Here is a 15,845-nt window from a genome sequence, read left to right as displayed (position 1 = left end):
TTCCTCTGAAAAGTATCAAGCCTCCCAGCCATGGGAGGCTTGCTGCTTTGTCTATTTTAATACTTTTCGTACCAGCTTGATCTTATTCCCATAGGGTGGGTACACAATCCCGAGGTCGATTCGTGTGCCTCTCTTAACGATGCTTTTGCGGTGGGAAAAGACTTCAAAGCTGTGCTTCCCGTGATAACCGCCGATTCCAGAGTTGCCTACCCCACCAAACGGCAAGCTAGCGTTCGCCACATGCGAGATCGTATCATTGATGCAGCCTCCTCCGAAAGAGACTCGGGAAAGCACCTCTTGTTCAACATTTTTATCCTCTGTGAATAGATAAAGTGCAAGTGGTTTTGGGTGCTCGTTAATACTCCGGATAGCTTCATCCAATTGATGATATTCCAATATGGGTAGGATCGGACCGAAGATCTCATCTTCCATAGAAGCGTCAGTCCAAGCGGCAGGATAGATTAGTGTAGGTTCAATATAACGTTCTTCTGAAATGACGGTTCCGCCCATAACCACCTTTTCCCGATCCCGTTCAATGAGACTGGCGAGTCTTTGCAGCTGGCGCTCATTTACGATCCGGCCATAATCTGTATTCGGCTGCGCATTTTGACCGTAGAATTCAGTAATCTGATGTTTGATTTTGGTGATCAATTCATTAGCAATGTCCTTATGAACGAGCAAATAATCGGGGGCGATACAGGTTTGACCGGCATTTAATAATTTTCCCCATACGATTCGCTTCGCTGCAACATCAAGATTGGCTGATGTGTCGACAATGACCGGACTTTTCCCGCCAAGCTCCAAGGTTACAGGCACTAGATTCTTCGCAGCGGCTTCCATCACGATTTTACCGACCGGAACACTGCCCGTGAAGAAAATATAATCAAACTTGGCATGGATCAGCAGATTGGTGGTCTCTTTCTCCCCCTGAACTACGCGAATATACTGGGGTTCGAAGGTCTCCTGAATGAGCTGCTCTATAACAGCCGTAATGGCTGGTGTGCTCTCCGATGGCTTGAGGACAGCGCAGTTTCCAGCGGCAATGGCGCCTATAAGCGGTTCGATCAGCAACTGAAATGGATAATTAAAAGGACCTATAATGAGCACGGTACCGTAAGGTTCACTTAAGATATAACTCTTCGCAGGAAATAAATGCAGTGGTGATCTAACCTTTACGGGCTTCGCCCAACGTCTGAGATGCTTCATCATGTAACCGAGGCTGTCCAAGGTGAAGCCAATCTCTGTGGCATAAGCCTCGAACTCACTTTTTCCTAAATCCTGTTGTAAGGCAGTGATAATGCGAACCTCGTATCGTTTAATGCTGTCTTTGAGTTTCTGAAGCTGACTAAGCCGAAAGGCAACCTCTTTAGTTGCGCCACGATTGAAAAAGTCCTTATGCTCTTCAAGCATCACTTGAATACTAGCCGTTGTATGTGTTGTCATAATACTCCCCTCCTTCATTATAGTAGTTCAGACTATGGGAGCCGATAAAAAGCGAAAGGCTCGCCAAAGCGGAAGGAATCACTTGCCTCATCCAGCTTGCTCACTGTTTCTTCGTTAAGCTGAATGGAGGTGCTATGCAAATTCTGTTCCAGCTGCTCCACGCGTGTAGCCCCCACAATAACTGTCGAGACGGCAGGACGATTCATGAGCCAAGCTAAGGAAAGTGCAGTAGAAGAGGTTCCCAGTTCTTCAGCGATCTGTCCCACTTTGTTCCCCAGTTCGATCCGTTCATGATTCAGGAATCTTTTGAAATTAGGATCGGTATCTGCTCTGGATCCTGAAGGTGCGGAACCGTTTGAATTATATTTGCCTGTGAGAATTCCGCCCGCCAGTGGAAAATAAGGAATAATCCCTACACCTTGATCAAGACAAAGGGAGAGAAGCTCATTCTCCGGGGTCCGATCTGCTAAGGAATAGCTACACTGAATTGAAATATATTTGGCGAAGCTCCGTGCCTCACTAATTCCAATCGCCTTCATTAATTGCCATGCTGTATAGTTGGAAGCCCCGATATAGCGTACTTTGCCCGAAGATACCATATCGTCCAGGGTCCGTAACGTCTCTTCGAGTGGCGTATTGGGATCGAAGGTGTGAATCTGGTATAGATCGACATAGTCCGTTTTTAGGCGGCGAAGACTATCTTCTAATTCCTGCATCAAATGGCGCCTCGAGGAGCCGCTTCCGTTAGGTCCGTCATGCTTAACTAAGCCTGCTTTAGTGGCGAGAACAGCCTCATGTCTTCTACTTTCCAAGGCCAGACCGATGATTCGTTCAGATTCGGAGCCGGCGTAAATATTAGCGGTATCGATAAAGTTAATGCCATGATCCAGCGCAGTATGTACGATCTGAATGGAGGTCTCTTGATCCGCCCTTTTACCAAAAGCATTTGTCCCCAGTCCCAATGCGGATACTTGTAGTCCGCTATTTCCAAGTCTTTTAAAGTTCATCTTCAGCACTCCTCATCATCCATTTTTTTAGGCTTAGTAAAAAGATCCAGAGCTGTATCCATGAACATCTTTACAGCTATGGAAGTATCGGTAAGCGAGCTGACTGCGATATGTATATCTCTATAGGCGTCGGGCTGCAGTTCACGGGTTACTACATTTGGAGGTAAAGATAACAAGGATAGCTCAGACATCACACCTACAGCCAGCCCCTCTTGAACCATATTAAGAGCTGTTGCATAGTTATTAACCACATATTTCACATTCAGATAGCTGCTGCTTCTGCGGAATAAATCTACCACCGGTGGTTCATAACCTGCTTTACAGATCAGCATAGGCTCACCGGCTAATTCTCTAACACCTATGACAGAACGCTCGTGCAAAGGATGGTCATTTCTGATTACAGCGTACAGCTTTTCTCTATATAGTGGGATGGTTTCGAACGCCTCGCAAGGAGCGAGCAATAAGCCAACATCAATTTCTTTGGATTCCAGCCATTCTCTGACTTCGGCGATAGAGCCCTCCTGCAGGCTAATCGTAATATTCGGATATCTTTCAGTGATAGAGCTAATAATCTTCGGTAAAAAATAGGCGGAAGCCACTGGAAAAGCCCCAATTCGAATGCTTCCCTTCTCAAGCCCCCTCTCGGCGGAAATCTCCTGATTGACCTTATCAAAGCCCATTAGAATTTCACGAAAAATAACAAGGATACGCTTGCCGATGTCAGTAAGCATTAGACCGTTCCGTCGATCTCGGAGTAATAGCTTTACATCCAGTTCGGCTTCTAAAGAGGAAATTGCTCGACTGACAGCAGGTTGGGTCATATTCAGTTCTACACCAGCTTTGGTAAAACTACCGCTTTCCGCGATTTTGACGAACAAACGAATTTGATTATTGTTCATAACAAATATGATATGCCCCTTATGAGTATTATTCATTTCATTTATATTCTTAATTATTGTATCATTTGTGATGAATCTACACCAAGGAGTGAATACATGAATCAGCAGAAGAAAAGCATCATCCTTCTTATATTTTTGGTGATTGTATGGGGCATAAATTGGCCTATATCCAAAATCGCCTTAGACTACGCTCCGCCCTTATTATTTGCAGGTATCCGAACCGTCATCGGCGGATTCATTCTGATTCTAATTGCACTTCCTAAGATGAAGGAGCTTCGCTTCAAGCAGCTATGGCCGATCTATCTGACTTCGGCTATATTAAGTATCGTGTTTTATTATGGATTTCAGACGATTGGCTTGCAGTATGTACCCGCAGGATTATTCTCGTCCATTGTATTTCTGCAGCCGGTATTGCTGGGCATTTTTTCATGGCTGTGGTTAGGAGAGAGTATGTACGGGCTCAAAATGGCAGGTCTGTTGCTAGGGTTCATCGGAGTAGGCTCCCTCAGTATTGGAGGACTTAACGGAAGCATCTCTATATGGGGAATTGTGCTTGCTTTAGCCAGTGCTTTGAGCTGGGCATTAGGAACGGTATACATGAAACGAAATGCTATGCGCGTAGATATGCTATGGATGACCGCTATGCAAATAACGATCGGTGGTATCATTTTGCTGCTTTCGGGATCTGCTACAGAGAAGTGGTCGGATATCACCTGGAGTGGAACGTTTATAGCCGATACGCTGTTTATTGCAGTCTTTGTGATTGCTTTAGGCTGGTTGATCTATTTCAAGCTGATTAACGAGGGAGAGGCAGGGAAGGTCGGATCATTCACTTTTTTGATTCCACTGATCTCGATAGGTACTAGCGTAGTCTTTTTAAATGAGCAGATTACTTTGAATCTTGTGATTGGCCTACTGCTTATTGTTAGCAGCATTGTTCTGGTGAATGTGAAAATAGGACGTGCCGCGAAGCAGTCGGTTTAGTTAATTTATGTGGTGATTGTAGTAATCAGGGGCGTATGAGGGCATATTGATGAATAGGCAAGCATTATATTTGAACAAAAGGGACACTCCCGAAGCTTATAGCTTCTGGGAGAGTCCCTTTTTAATAAAACGTAAAGCGCGTGCGACTTCAGCCGTTGAGGGCCGAGTGGCTACAACATAAGTAGCAGATTTAGCCCGCTCTACTTCCTCCAACACCCGGTTTAAGTGACTGAAGACCGCACCAAGATCACGAATGCTTGATAGCGAACAATTCCCTTGTAGTTCAGAGAAACTTGCCAGTTGCAGGTCTCGAGCGCGTTGTATGCAATCGGCAAGAGAACGTTGGCATTCGGCGTCTGATAAGGTTCTGGTTCCATAAAGAGCAATGCAATCTGCGGTTGATTCCAGCACATCCTTCATCCAGTCCGAAGAGGCGTGATGCGCTGGCAGAAGACGAATATCGTCGGCGATTTCTTTGACGTAGGAATGAATGCTTTTTAGATGTGAGGTAGCTTGTATGAGTCCCTTCAGTTCACCACGACACTGATAATGTGTGAGGGTATAGAACATTTCTTTTTGTTCCCGGCTGCTATTCGACAGGAGTTTACCTGCTTCCTCCAGCAAATTGTCTTTCGGAGAATCACGTCTTACGCCTACGAGATCTTTTAATGCATCCGCAAGTAGAAGACTTCCTTCGAATGCCAATGCTTTTACCTTGACGAACCTGTTCGGCGGCACGATAATCATATTGATGGCCAGGGCGATCAGTACACCAATGAACGTTTCCCCTATTCTCCAAAGCACGTAGTCATTCTGGTAAAAGGTAAGAGCTAGAACGGAAGTAACACCCACCTGTGAGACAGCTTGAATGTTCATCTTACAGGCCGTAGCGATGCCAATCCCGATGAGTAGAATGAGCAGGATAGAAAGCCCACCTACATCAAAAAACTGGCCAACAATTAGGCTAACGATCCCGCCAAGAATAATGCCGATCAGGCGGTAGATTCCTTTTTCTAGCGATGCTTTAACACTGGCTTGGGTGATGAGGATAGCCGCAAGGGGTGCAAAGTATAAATATTGGCTACCATATATGCTGTGTACGGCGACCCATGAAAGTGAAGCGGCCAGCGTAATTCGTATCATGTAAAGTGAGAAACCATATTTTTCAAGGCGGTCTTGTAACCCCTCGTTCATTATCATTCATCTTCTTTCGGAAAAAAATGAAAAAACTGTCTGGTCTTTCAGTTCGTTTTCATTATAACATCTTAAAAAAGGCCTGGAGGACTGGATATTTTACAAAGTTGTTAAGTTTACGCATTCCTTATCCATGTAAGCTATCGCATATAATGGTACAATCTAATATGCTATATCTATTGGAGTGTCGAATGAGAGGAGGAATTGTCGCTTATTAGCGCTGAGCATGCCCATTCGATTGTTCTCCGCGAGATGCGGGTAAAATAGTATTGTGATACTTTAGGCAGGGAGGTTGTTAGCTATAGCTATTCAGGAAGGCACCATTATTTCATTTGAAGAGGTTACCAAGCAATATGACGACGAAGATCCGGTGTTAAAAGGAGTCAGCTTTGAGATAGAGCGCGGCAAGTTCTATACACTACTTGGTCCATCAGGCTGTGGTAAAACGACTATTCTACGATTGATCGCTGGGTTCGCAGAGCCAACAAGCGGTTCTATCTATTTAAACGGTAAAGTGATTAACCACATTCCAGCCAATGAGCGGCAGGTCAATACGGTATTTCAGGATTACGCATTGTTTCCACACCTGAACGTATTCGAGAATGTGGCTTTCGGACTGCGCATTAAGAAGCTTAAGAAAGACGTCATCACGAAGAAGGTGCAGGAAGCGCTAAGTTTCGTTAACCTTGTGGGTTACGAGCAGCGTGCCATTAACGAAATGTCCGGTGGTCAACGTCAGCGCGTGGCCATTGCTCGTGCGATTGTGAATGAGCCGCAGGTTCTTTTGCTGGACGAGCCGCTATCTGCGCTCGATCTGAAGCTGCGAACAGAGATGCAGTACATACTGCGTGAAATGCAGCAACGACTTGGCATTACCTTTATTTTTGTTACACATGACCAGGAAGAGGCACTCGCGATGTCCGACTGGATTTTTGTCATGAACAAAGGAAAAATCGAACAAAGCGGAACACCTAATGATATTTATGATGAGCCAATTAACCGTTTCGTGGCTGATTTTATTGGCGAGTCCAACATTGTTCCGGGTGTTATGATTGAAGACTATCTGGTGGAGTTTAATGGGCGCCGCTTTGAATGTTTTGATGCTGGTCTTAAACCAAACGAATCTGTGGAGATTGTTATACGCCCCGAGGATTTGGAAATTTCAACGCTAGAACAGGGTAAGCTACGTGTGCGAGTGGATTCCCAGTTGTTCCGGGGTGTCCACTATGAAATCAGTTGTTATGATGAATCCGGACATGAATGGCTTGTGCATTCTACACGTAAGGCGACGGTAGGTAGTGAAATTGGCCTTTATTTTGATCCGGAAGCGATTCATGTTATGCGTTTTGGTGAAACGGAGGAAGAGTTCGACAAACGTCTGGAAGCTTACGGCGAGGTGGAGAGTCATGAAGAATAAGGGCAGATCGTATTATCTCATCCCTTATTACCTGTGGATCGCCTTGTTTGTAATCGCACCAGTGCTGCTTGTCATCTATTATTCTCTATTTGATCTGGATGGGCATCTTACGCTAGATAACTACGTGAACTTCTTTACACCTGTGTACTTAAAAATGACGCTAACCTCATTCTGGTATGCGTTTTTGATTACAGCATTCTCTTTGCTGGTCGCCTATCCGGCGGCATATCTGTTGACGAGAACGAAGCATAAGCAGCTATGGTTATTGCTGATTATTTTACCAACATGGATTAATTTGCTGCTAAAAACTTACGCTTTTATCGGCATATTTGGTACGTTCGGACCAATCAACAATTTCTTTGATCTGCTTGGAATCGGAGAACAGCAAATTTTGTTTACGGGCTTCAGCTTTGTATTTGTATCTGTGTATATCTTTATCCCATTCATGATCTTGCCGATCTACAGCGCTTTGGAGGATCTTAATTTATCCTTGCTGGATGCGGCACGTGATCTGGGTGCTTCAGGCTGGACGACGTTCCGGCGCGTTATTTTTCCATTGACCATTTCGGGTGTGCGTTCCGGATGTATGGCGGTATTCATACCAGCGCTGTCCCTGTTTATGATTACTCGTCTGATTGCAGGCAACAGGGTCATTACACTCGGCACTGCGATTGAGCAGCATTTTCTGGTCACACAGGACTGGGGCATGGGCTCCACGGTTGCAGTGTTTCTGATTGCTATTATGGCGCTGTTTATGATTATTACCGGCGGATCGCGGAAAGGGGTGCGGAATGAGAAATAAAAACGGTTTCTCCAATCTGTACCTAGTGCTAGTGTTCGCTGTTCTGTATGCGCCAATCTTCTATCTGATGTACTATTCGTTCAACAGCGGGGGGACGATGCACAAGTTCGAGGGCTTTACGCTGGATTACTACCGTGAGGTCCTTCAGGATACACGTCTGATTATCATCATGATTAACACGCTTGTAATCGCGCTTCTGTCCTCGGCTATCGCCACGCTTATCGCTATTATTGGTGCATTGGCCATTAAGAGTGTACAGAACCGCCGTGCTAAAAACACCTTGTTATCTTTGAACAACGTGTTGATCGTTAGTCCGGATGTCATTATCGGTGCATCGTTCCTGATCCTGTTCACCATTGCAGGCATCAAGCTTGGCTTCGTGTCCGTCCTGCTTTCGCATGTCGCGTTCAGTGTGCCGATTGCCGTGTTGATGATTCTGCCGCATTTACAGGATATGAGTCCTTCACTGACGGATGCCGCACGTGACCTCGGCGCAAGCCGCAAGGATGTTCTGACTAAAGTTATTCTGCCGATTATCAAACCGGGGATCTTTAGTGGATTCTTCATGGCACTTACGTATTCACTGGATGACTTTGCAGTTACGTTCTTCGTAACGGGTAATGGTTATTCGACGCTATCGGTTGAGATTTATTCCAGAGCTCGGCAAGGGGTGTCGTTATCCATTAATGCGCTATCGACACTGATCTTCCTATTCACGATACTGCTCGTTGTCGGTTATTACTTCCTGACTCTTAAGAAGAACCGGCAGAATACCTCGGAAGCTGTGGCGGAGCCAGTGGCGGAAGCGGGGGTGCCTAGATGAAACAGCTGGTAAATGCTTTTTTGGCGATCATGATCACGGCATTCGCTCTAATGTACTTGGGCTCTTGGATGAACTCGAGAGAGGGCTATTCCGGTGGGAATACACTGACTATCTATAACTGGGGCGACTATGTCGATCCTGATCTGTTGAAGGAATTTGAAAAAGAGACCGGATTAACGGTCATTTACCAAACTTTTGACTCTAATGAAGCTATGCTAACTAAAGTGGAGCAGGGTGGAACTACTTTTGATGTCGTAATTCCTTCGGATTACGCCATTGCTAAGATGAAAGAAGAAAATTTGCTCATACCGCTGGATCATAGCAAGGTTCCGAATCTAAAGAATATTGATCCGCGGTTTATGGACCTTTCCTTCGATCCTGGCAACAAGTATTCCGTGCCTTACTTCTGGGGAACCGTCGGGATTATCTTCAACCCGGATATGACGAAAGGGATGGATTTCACTAGCTGGGATTCCCTCTGGGACAGCAGGCTGAAGAACAACATTTTCTTGGTGGATGGAGCACGCGAAGTGATGGGTATGGCTTTGAACAGCCTGCACTATTCCGTTAATGACCGGGATGAGGCTCACCTGCAAGAAGCGCTGACCAAGCTGAATAGGCTGTCTCCTAACGTTAAGGCGATTGTCGGAGATGAGATTAAGATGCTGCTTGCCAATGAAGAGGCTGCGGTCGGCATTGTGTGGTCCGGTGATGCTTCTGAGATCATGGATGAGAATGATAAACTGGATTATGTAGTGCCTGAGGAAGGCTCGAACAAGTGGTTTGATAACATGGTCATTCCACGAACTGCGGATAATGTGGATGGAGCACATAAGTTCATTAACTTCATGCTTCGCCCAGATGTAGCGGCTAAGAATGCAGAATACGTAGGTTATTCCACACCTAACATTCCTGCGCTGGAGCTACTTCCGAAAGAAACTTCCGAGGATACCCGTTTCTACCCGCCTGCTGAGATTACGGATCGGCTTGAGGTGTATGATAATCTTGGCAAACGGATGCTTGCTCATTACAATGAGCTCTTCCTGAAGTTTAAGATGAATAAAAAGTAAGTCGTTTGGAGGTAAAGTCAAACGACTTCAAGAGCGTCTACATGCGGATTACCGTGTTAGACGCTCTTTTTTGAAAGATAAGAAAGTATAAGTTTTGCGCTTTTGTGAAACGATCATCACCCTTTAAATGATGCCGAAGGCGTTCCTTCTTGGCTGGAAGTATATTGTAGTATAATGGCTAGGATGGATAACAGGAAAAGAGGGTACGAATGCCTACTATACTAGTTGCTGACGACGACGCGAACATTCGCGAACTCGTCTGTTTATTTCTACGTAACGACGGATTTGATACAGCCGAAGCTGCAGACGGCAAAGAAGCGTTAGCCGTTTACGCCTCAAAGCAGGTTGATCTTGTTGTACTCGATATCATGATGCCGATTATGGATGGGTGGACGTTATGTAAAGAGCTCCGAAAAGCCAATCCGGATCTTCCCTTACTTATGCTAACTGCGAGAGGTGAAACCTGGGAGAAGGTGAAGGGCTTCGAACTGGGGACAGACGATTATTTGACGAAGCCATTCGATCCGCTGGAGTTGACGGTTCGTGTTAGATCCTTATTGAAGCGATACAAGATTGGTTCCACTCAGACGATCCAGTTCGGCAACGTCGTCCTTGATCGGCAAACCTATAAGGTGATGAGAGGAACAGAGTCATTCACGTTGCCACTCAAGGAGTTCGAATTGCTGTATAAGCTCGCTGGAACACCCGGACAAGTCTATACGCGCGAGCAGTTAATCGATCAGATTTGGGGGATTGATTACGCTGGAGACGATCGAACGATAGATGTGCATATCAAACGTCTGCGCGAACGGTTCGCGTCTACACCTGATTTTCGCATTGAGACGGTCCGTGGACTTGGCTACCGGCTTGAGGTATATGAATGATCAAATCGTTATATACACGTGTTGTTCTGACCTTTCTAGTCTCCGTGATCGGAGGCACACTGATTTCTCTATTTGTGACAACCTGGGTATTTCAAGATAAATTAAACGAAAACCTGCGAATTCCCTTACTTCGCTTTGGTCAGGACATCGCCAGGATATACGAAACCTTACCATCACGTGAAGCGGATGTTCTTATAAGTGGAATGAAGCAGCTTGATTCCTACCATATTCGAATTTACGATGAGAATGGTCAGTTTGAGTCTTACGGAGTGCTTAATGGAGAGAGCCCTGTTACCGTGACTAGGGAGCAACTGAAGAAAGTATTGGCTGGTGAAGCTGTTCAAGTTAAACCGAGTATAGGTTCTTCCAACCTCTTAGGACTACCTTTGAAAACTGAAATGGGGACGAAGGCGATGTTTGTGGAGCCGATTGTGCCTCCTACTTTGTCTTCTACGAGGAATCTGCTATTTAATTTTTTGGCGTATTCGTTAATAACGGGAAGCGTATTGATACTGGTCGCTTCTATGTTCTTAGTGAGACCGATCAAAAGGCTTACAAAGGCAACTAGGCGTATAGCAACTGGGGATTTTAATGTCGAATTGAATATTAAGCAGATGGGTGAGCTAGGTACCTTGGCTAATAGCTTCGAGGAAATGATGCACGATCTGCAGCACCTTGAGCAAATGCGCAGGGAGTTCGTAACGAATGTGTCGCACGAGGTTCAGTCTCCGCTTACCTCGATATCTGGTTATGCTATTGCGCTCAAGAAAGTAGCCCTCACAGAGGATGAACGGAATCGTTATCTCGACATTATTATTGCTGAAGCGGAGCGGATGTCCAAGATGAGCGATAGTTTGTTAAAGCTGAGCTTGCTTGAATCGCAATCCCAACAACTGCGGCTTATCACGTTCAGTCTTGACGAACAGATCAGACGTGTAATCGTGGCGATACAGCCCCAATGGTCGGCACGCAACATTAGTTTTGAACTTGATTTGAAATCAGTAATCGTATGGGCAGACCATGATCTGTTAAGTCAGGTGTGGACGAATCTCCTTGGAAATAGCATCAAGTTCTCCAAGGATGACAGTGTGATTAACGTCAGCATCAAACAAGATTTGGACAATGTAATCGTCCGAATATCCGACACTGGCATTGGTATTTCTCCCGAGGACCAAGAACGCATATTTGAACGCTTCTTTAAAGCTGATCGTTCTCACAGTCGCAAGTATGGCGGTAGCGGGATGGGACTAGCCATTGTTAAACAGATCGTATCGCTTCATAAAGGGGATATCCGAGTGGAAAGCGAACCTAGCCAAGGAACGACCTTCATCGTCACCTTACCAATTATAGTGCCGACAGAATAATTATCGTTCAAGGATATTTTGCGAGGGGTTGAACGCGCGCCTCATTGTTCATACTACGGTAGCACAGGTAAGATTTCTTGCTTGCGCTGCCGTAGTATTTTTTTTTGCCTATTCATATTTAGTTCATATTGTGGTCATGAGGAGTACATCATCGTTGGTTAAGATCTCATTAGCGAAACGTTAAGGCGACATAATAAATAGATTAGGACAGGAGAAGATGAGGGTGACACAAACAGAGGTAATAAAAACGGGGAATGAAAAGAAAAAGCATAAAGTACGTAACTTATTGCTTAAAATATTAGGAGCAATAGTGATTTTGATCGTGCTTTTTCTAGCTGTTGTTTATACAGTTAATGTTATTAGCAACAAATCTGATCAGAAAAAAATACATCAATATGGTCAGTTAGTTCCTGTTGACGGAAAAAGTATGAATGTTTTGATCCAAGGACAAGGGAAGCAGACTATTGTACTTATCCCGGGCTTTGGAACTGGAGCGCCAGCACTTGATTTTAAGCCGTTGATTGATGAGTTATCACCATTTTACAAAGTGGTCGCGGTTGAGCCGTTTGGGTATGGATTAAGTGATGAGACCGATAAGGAACGAACTACAGCGAATATCATAAGTGAGGTTCATGAAGCCGTACAGAATCTAAACATTGACCAATATATTCTAATGGGTCACTCCATTGGAGGTATTTACGGATTGGAATATGCGAAGAAATATCCAAACGAAGTGAGTGCATTTGTAGGGGTTGATAGTAGTGTTCCTGAGCAAGGCGGTATGGATGTTAAATTCCCGATAAAAAAATTAAAGCTGCTCAAAGACTCAGGTATCATTAGATTGGGATTGCAATTAAGCGGTGACCCTTATGATGGACTGCCATTTGATGATGAGACCAAAAAACAAATGAAATTGATATCGCTCAAAAATATGAATAATTCCACTACCTTAAATGAAATGGAACATATATATCCTAACTTTGTCGCAGCCAGAGGGTTGAAATTCGACAAGAACCTTCCCATTATATTCTTTATACAAGCGAATAATACAACCGTGAAAGATTGGATTCCTCTGCATGAAGGGCAAGTTAAGGAATCTGTGCATGGAAAAGTGATGACATTCGAAGGCGGACATTATTTACACCATTCCAGATCTAAGGAAATCGTTGAGAACCTAAATTTGTTCATGGAAGAAGTCAAATAAAATAAGAAAACGCTCCGACTTTCCTCCTATAAGGAATATCGGGGCGTTCTTTGCGCTTAAGGGCGGAAATTATTTGATGCCAATTCTCATTCGGTAGCTGATCAGTACCTCTAAGGTGCGTCCTTGAAAATGGTCTTCAACTGCAGCGCTGAAATCTGCAATGTCCTGATTGAGTAGGGTAGCGTCTTGCTTCAGAACGGTTCTTATACCCCCTTGGCTTAGAGCGAGTCCAACATAGCGCTGTGTATCGCAGGACTCAAGATTATGAAATACGATCTCTCTTGCAAAAGAGAAAGCTCCACTAGCCTGAATCCGTGACAAATGCCCTTCTTTGTCCCATTTATGTGCTCTCTCAGCATCAGGTAAGAGTGAGGCGAGCAGTTCCTCGGATTTGGAGATCAGTTGGTTGTAACGTTCTTCTACCTTCTGTTGAAGGGGGAGAGGCCAGTCGCAATCGTAGGCAGCGAAGACACCACCTGTTCTCAAGACCCGGGAGATTTCTCGAAGTGTGCTTTCAGGATCCATCCAGTGGAATGACTGTGAGCAGGTCACTATGTCTACGCTGTCCACTGCAAGAGGAAGCTGGTTAGAATAACCTTGTACAAAAGTGATGGATTGAGGATCTTCTATCCGGCTTAATTTATCGATTGCTTTTCCCAGCATATCTGGATTCGGTTCAATACCAATTACGTTGTCCGCGACATCCTTCCACAGAAAAGTAGACAAGCCCGTGCCGCAGCCTATATCTGCGACGACTGAAGGTGTGCTGCCTAAGTAGTCGGTCAGCAGCTTGATGATCATGCCAGGAGCTTCAGGACGGTAACGGTCATAGTCCTCTTGAAAGCCGAGAAATCGATCGATGTTTTGTTTGCTATTGTTTTCAGGTATCATGTGATCCTCCTTCTTAGAACCTATTTATAGGTCTATTGTATAGCCATCGCTTCGCCATGCCAAATAATGGATCGAAGCAATCGCGGGGAATGTTACTCAGAACAAGCATAAATGCCTTCGGCGTCCTTATAAGGACGGCAAGTGTTTAAGCGAGAAATATAAGACATAAAGTATGGTGTGAAACTTATACTTTCTTATATTTCAAACAAAAATCCCCGGAGAACACCTTATGGTGTACCGGGGATTGTGGGTTATGTCTAGTTTTAAAGTGCGCTAAGAACGTCTAGCAAATGCTACCGAAGTAATGCAGGATCGATGGCAGGTACAAGTCCTTCTGCTGCAGCACGATTTAGTAAGGAGGTGATTGCAGCGTAGCCGTCATCGCCTAGATTCATCGAGAAGTCGTTCACATAGAGATCAATGTGTGATTTAGCCACTTCTGGAGCCAGCTCTTGAGCGTGGCTAAGCACATAGTCTCTAGAATCGGTAGGATGATCCCACGCATATTGTAGAGAGCTGCGAATCCAGCCAGTGATGGCATCGGCATCCAGATCGCGGCGAGCAATGATCGCGCCAAGTGGAATCGGCAGTCCAGTATCGCTTTCCCACCAGCTGCCCAGGTCAGTCAGCATATTAAGACCATAAGATGCGTAAGTAAAACGGGCTTCGTGAATTACCAGTCCAGCGTCGATATGTCCATCGCGTACGGCAGGCATGATCTCATCGAAAGGCATGACGACGATTTCGCCAATCCCTCCCGTTATATGCTGTGCTGCCCATAATCTGAAGAGCAGATAAGCTGTAGAACGTTCGCTAGGTACGGCAATTCTTCGTCCAGCGAGCTTCTCGGGACGTTTAATCGCGGTTGGGCCACTTGCTGTAAGAAGCAACGGCCCGCAGCCACGACCCAGTGCGCCGCCGCATGGCAGCAATTTGTAGCGCTCAAGAACCCAAGGTAGAGCGGCATAGGAGATTTTAAGGACTTCAGGTCCCTCTCCATTAGCAGCAAGCGTGTTGGTAATATCAATGTCGGCATAGGTTACATTAAGCTGTGGTGCATTCGGGACAAGCCCGTGTGCCCAGGCATGGAATACAAAGGTATCGTTAGGGCAAGGGGAAAAAGCGATATTAAGCTCAGTTGTCATTACAGCACCTCCAATAGTATAGCGGCTGCCGCCGTTAATGCTTCCATTGCATCGCCGATCTTCCAGGCGGCCCGGTCGCGGGGACCGACCGGGTTCGAGATGGCGCGGAGCTCCAGTACCGGGAGCCCCAGCGCCTCAGCGGCCACGGCAACTCCGTGGCCTTCCATCGCTTCCGCGACGGCACCGGGATGCCGTGCGATGAGGGCGGCGGCCGTCTCCGCGGTGCCGGTCGCCGTCGAGACCGTAAGCACGGTCCCCGTGCTTACGGTCAGTCCGGCTGCTGCCAGCGCGGCCGAAACTGCCTGTACCGTGCCGCGGTCAGCCGGCACGGACACGCTGCCGAAGCCAAGCTCGGCAGCGCTGCGAAAGCCCTCCGGCGTCTCGGCCCCGAGGTCGGCGGCAATCATCTCGCTGGCAACGACCAGCGAGCCTAAAGGTGCCACCCCCGGGAACCCGCCGCCGATCCCGGCGCTGATTACGCAGCCGTAAGATCCGGCTGCGAGTGCCGCGGCGGTTCCTGCCGCCGCTGCTGCCGTACCTGCGCCGGCAGCAATCACATGGAACCTGTCGCTGCCTTGTAGGCCGCGCAGGACCGCGTCTCGCTCTGCGGCTACGGCTGTTACGATCAGCATGCGCCGCGCACCAGCTTGTTCCTCCACCATCAGGTTGCCTCCTTTGAGAGAAGTGAAATCGCTTACTAAATAGTCATTCGTAAAGA

General features: G+C 46.2%; 15 protein-coding genes. 8 read left to right on the top strand and 7 right to left on the bottom strand.

The window, feature by feature from the left end; all coding sequences use genetic code 11:
* Positions 1 to 51: 51 nt before the first annotated feature.
* The 3 genes from NSS87_RS29590 to NSS87_RS29580 are packed head-to-tail and all read right to left on the bottom strand — an operon-like array spanning position 52 to position 3,349.
* The gene (locus NSS87_RS29590) at positions 52 to 1,443 is read right to left on the bottom strand and encodes an aldehyde dehydrogenase (protein ID WP_042192713.1); all 1,392 of its coding nucleotides are present in this window, start codon (positions 1,441 to 1,443) and stop codon (positions 52 to 54) included.
* A 32-nt stretch (positions 1,444 to 1,475) separates the two neighbouring features.
* On the bottom strand, positions 1,476 to 2,450 hold the full coding sequence (locus tag NSS87_RS29585; RefSeq protein ID WP_042192711.1) for an aldo/keto reductase: 975 nt from the start codon (positions 2,448 to 2,450) through the stop codon (positions 1,476 to 1,478).
* Between the two features lie 2 nt (positions 2,451 to 2,452).
* Entirely contained in the window at positions 2,453 to 3,349 is an 897-nt protein-coding gene (locus NSS87_RS29580) for a LysR family transcriptional regulator (protein WP_042192709.1), read from the bottom strand.
* A 96-nt stretch (positions 3,350 to 3,445) separates the two neighbouring features.
* On the opposite strand from NSS87_RS29580, the gene NSS87_RS29575 reads away from it, so the two are divergent.
* On the top strand, positions 3,446 to 4,333 hold the full coding sequence (locus NSS87_RS29575; protein ID WP_339243914.1) for a DMT family transporter: 888 nt from the start codon (positions 3,446 to 3,448) through the stop codon (positions 4,331 to 4,333).
* A 96-nt stretch (positions 4,334 to 4,429) separates the two neighbouring features.
* Here the strand turns inward: NSS87_RS29575 and NSS87_RS29570 are convergent, their stop codons facing one another.
* Complete coding sequence (locus NSS87_RS29570; RefSeq protein WP_052404453.1) at positions 4,430 to 5,527, bottom strand: FUSC family protein; 1,098 nt, start codon at positions 5,525 to 5,527, stop codon at positions 4,430 to 4,432.
* 307 nt (positions 5,528 to 5,834) lie between these two features.
* Between NSS87_RS29570 and NSS87_RS29565 the strand changes: the two genes are divergently transcribed.
* From NSS87_RS29565 to NSS87_RS29535, 7 genes are all read left to right on the top strand, one after another.
* A complete protein-coding gene (locus tag NSS87_RS29565; RefSeq protein WP_042194671.1) occupies positions 5,835 to 6,944 on the top strand; it encodes an ABC transporter ATP-binding protein in 1,110 nt (369 codons plus the stop codon).
* Positions 6,934 to 7,746 carry an ABC transporter permease gene (locus tag NSS87_RS29560; RefSeq protein ID WP_042192705.1) on the top strand — a complete coding sequence of 271 codons (813 nt, stop codon included), beginning with the start codon at positions 6,934 to 6,936 and terminating at the stop codon, positions 7,744 to 7,746. Before NSS87_RS29565 ends, NSS87_RS29560 begins: the two co-directional genes overlap by 11 nt.
* Complete coding sequence (locus NSS87_RS29555; RefSeq protein ID WP_042131492.1) at positions 7,736 to 8,569, top strand: ABC transporter permease; 834 nt, start codon at positions 7,736 to 7,738, stop codon at positions 8,567 to 8,569. The genes NSS87_RS29560 and NSS87_RS29555 overlap by 11 nt, the downstream gene beginning before the upstream one ends.
* On the top strand, positions 8,566 to 9,639 hold the full coding sequence (locus NSS87_RS29550; protein ID WP_339243911.1) for an ABC transporter substrate-binding protein: 1,074 nt from the start codon (positions 8,566 to 8,568) through the stop codon (positions 9,637 to 9,639). The genes NSS87_RS29555 and NSS87_RS29550 overlap by 4 nt, the downstream gene beginning before the upstream one ends.
* A 209-nt stretch (positions 9,640 to 9,848) precedes the next feature.
* The gene (locus tag NSS87_RS29545; protein ID WP_042192701.1) at positions 9,849 to 10,523 is read left to right on the top strand and encodes a response regulator transcription factor; all 675 of its coding nucleotides are present in this window, start codon (positions 9,849 to 9,851) and stop codon (positions 10,521 to 10,523) included.
* Positions 10,520 to 11,887, top strand: a complete 1,368-nt coding sequence (locus NSS87_RS29540) for a HAMP domain-containing sensor histidine kinase (protein WP_339243909.1) — start codon at positions 10,520 to 10,522, stop codon at positions 11,885 to 11,887. The genes NSS87_RS29545 and NSS87_RS29540 overlap by 4 nt, the downstream gene beginning before the upstream one ends.
* Positions 11,888 to 12,110: 223 nt before the next feature.
* On the top strand, positions 12,111 to 13,091 hold the full coding sequence (locus NSS87_RS29535) for an alpha/beta hydrolase (RefSeq protein ID WP_042192697.1): 981 nt from the start codon (positions 12,111 to 12,113) through the stop codon (positions 13,089 to 13,091).
* Positions 13,092 to 13,160: 69 nt separating this feature from the next.
* Here the strand turns inward: NSS87_RS29535 and NSS87_RS29530 are convergent, their stop codons facing one another.
* The 3 genes from NSS87_RS29530 to NSS87_RS29520 all read right to left on the bottom strand — a co-directional run bounded on the left by NSS87_RS29530 (position 13,161) and on the right by NSS87_RS29520 (position 15,789).
* Positions 13,161 to 13,982 carry a class I SAM-dependent methyltransferase gene (locus tag NSS87_RS29530; RefSeq protein ID WP_339243907.1) on the bottom strand — a complete coding sequence of 274 codons (822 nt, stop codon included), beginning with the start codon at positions 13,980 to 13,982 and terminating at the stop codon, positions 13,161 to 13,163.
* A 293-nt stretch (positions 13,983 to 14,275) separates the two neighbouring features.
* Positions 14,276 to 15,127, bottom strand: a complete 852-nt coding sequence (locus tag NSS87_RS29525; RefSeq protein ID WP_042192692.1) for a 1,4-dihydroxy-6-naphthoate synthase — start codon at positions 15,125 to 15,127, stop codon at positions 14,276 to 14,278.
* Positions 15,127 to 15,789 (bottom strand): futalosine hydrolase, encoded by a 663-nt coding sequence (locus tag NSS87_RS29520; protein ID WP_339243905.1) that lies wholly within the window; start codon positions 15,787 to 15,789, stop codon positions 15,127 to 15,129. Before NSS87_RS29520 ends, NSS87_RS29525 begins: the two co-directional genes overlap by 1 nt.
* Positions 15,790 to 15,845 lie beyond the last annotated feature (56 nt).

Origin of the sequence: Paenibacillus sp. FSL F4-0243 (genome assembly GCF_037963295.1) — a bacterium.
Classification (GTDB): Bacteria; Bacillota; Bacilli; order Paenibacillales; family Paenibacillaceae; genus Paenibacillus_AQ.
Note: the sequence above shows the minus strand (reverse complement) of the source record. Positions and strands in the feature narration are given on the sequence as shown.

Coding starts and splice junctions, on each gene's coding strand:
- NSS87_RS29540 (WP_339243909.1), top strand. CDS start 10,520: ATGATCAAATCGTTATATACACGTGTTGTTCTGACCTTTCTAGTCTCC.
- NSS87_RS29570 (WP_052404453.1), bottom strand. CDS start 5,527: ATGAACGAGGGGTTACAAGACCGCCTTGAAAAATATGGTTTCTCACTT.
- NSS87_RS29585 (WP_042192711.1), bottom strand. CDS start 2,450: ATGAACTTTAAAAGACTTGGAAATAGCGGACTACAAGTATCCGCATTG.
- NSS87_RS29580 (WP_042192709.1), bottom strand. CDS start 3,349: ATGAACAATAATCAAATTCGTTTGTTCGTCAAAATCGCGGAAAGCGGT.
- NSS87_RS29525 (WP_042192692.1), bottom strand. CDS start 15,127: ATGACAACTGAGCTTAATATCGCTTTTTCCCCTTGCCCTAACGATACC.
- NSS87_RS29590 (WP_042192713.1), bottom strand. CDS start 1,443: ATGACAACACATACAACGGCTAGTATTCAAGTGATGCTTGAAGAGCAT.
- NSS87_RS29550 (WP_339243911.1), top strand. CDS start 8,566: ATGAAACAGCTGGTAAATGCTTTTTTGGCGATCATGATCACGGCATTC.
- NSS87_RS29520 (WP_339243905.1), bottom strand. CDS start 15,789: ATGGTGGAGGAACAAGCTGGTGCGCGGCGCATGCTGATCGTAACAGCC.
- NSS87_RS29555 (WP_042131492.1), top strand. CDS start 7,736: ATGAGAAATAAAAACGGTTTCTCCAATCTGTACCTAGTGCTAGTGTTC.
- NSS87_RS29560 (WP_042192705.1), top strand. CDS start 6,934: ATGAAGAATAAGGGCAGATCGTATTATCTCATCCCTTATTACCTGTGG.
- NSS87_RS29575 (WP_339243914.1), top strand. CDS start 3,446: ATGAATCAGCAGAAGAAAAGCATCATCCTTCTTATATTTTTGGTGATT.
- NSS87_RS29530 (WP_339243907.1), bottom strand. CDS start 13,982: ATGATACCTGAAAACAATAGCAAACAAAACATCGATCGATTTCTCGGC.
- NSS87_RS29545 (WP_042192701.1), top strand. CDS start 9,849: ATGCCTACTATACTAGTTGCTGACGACGACGCGAACATTCGCGAACTC.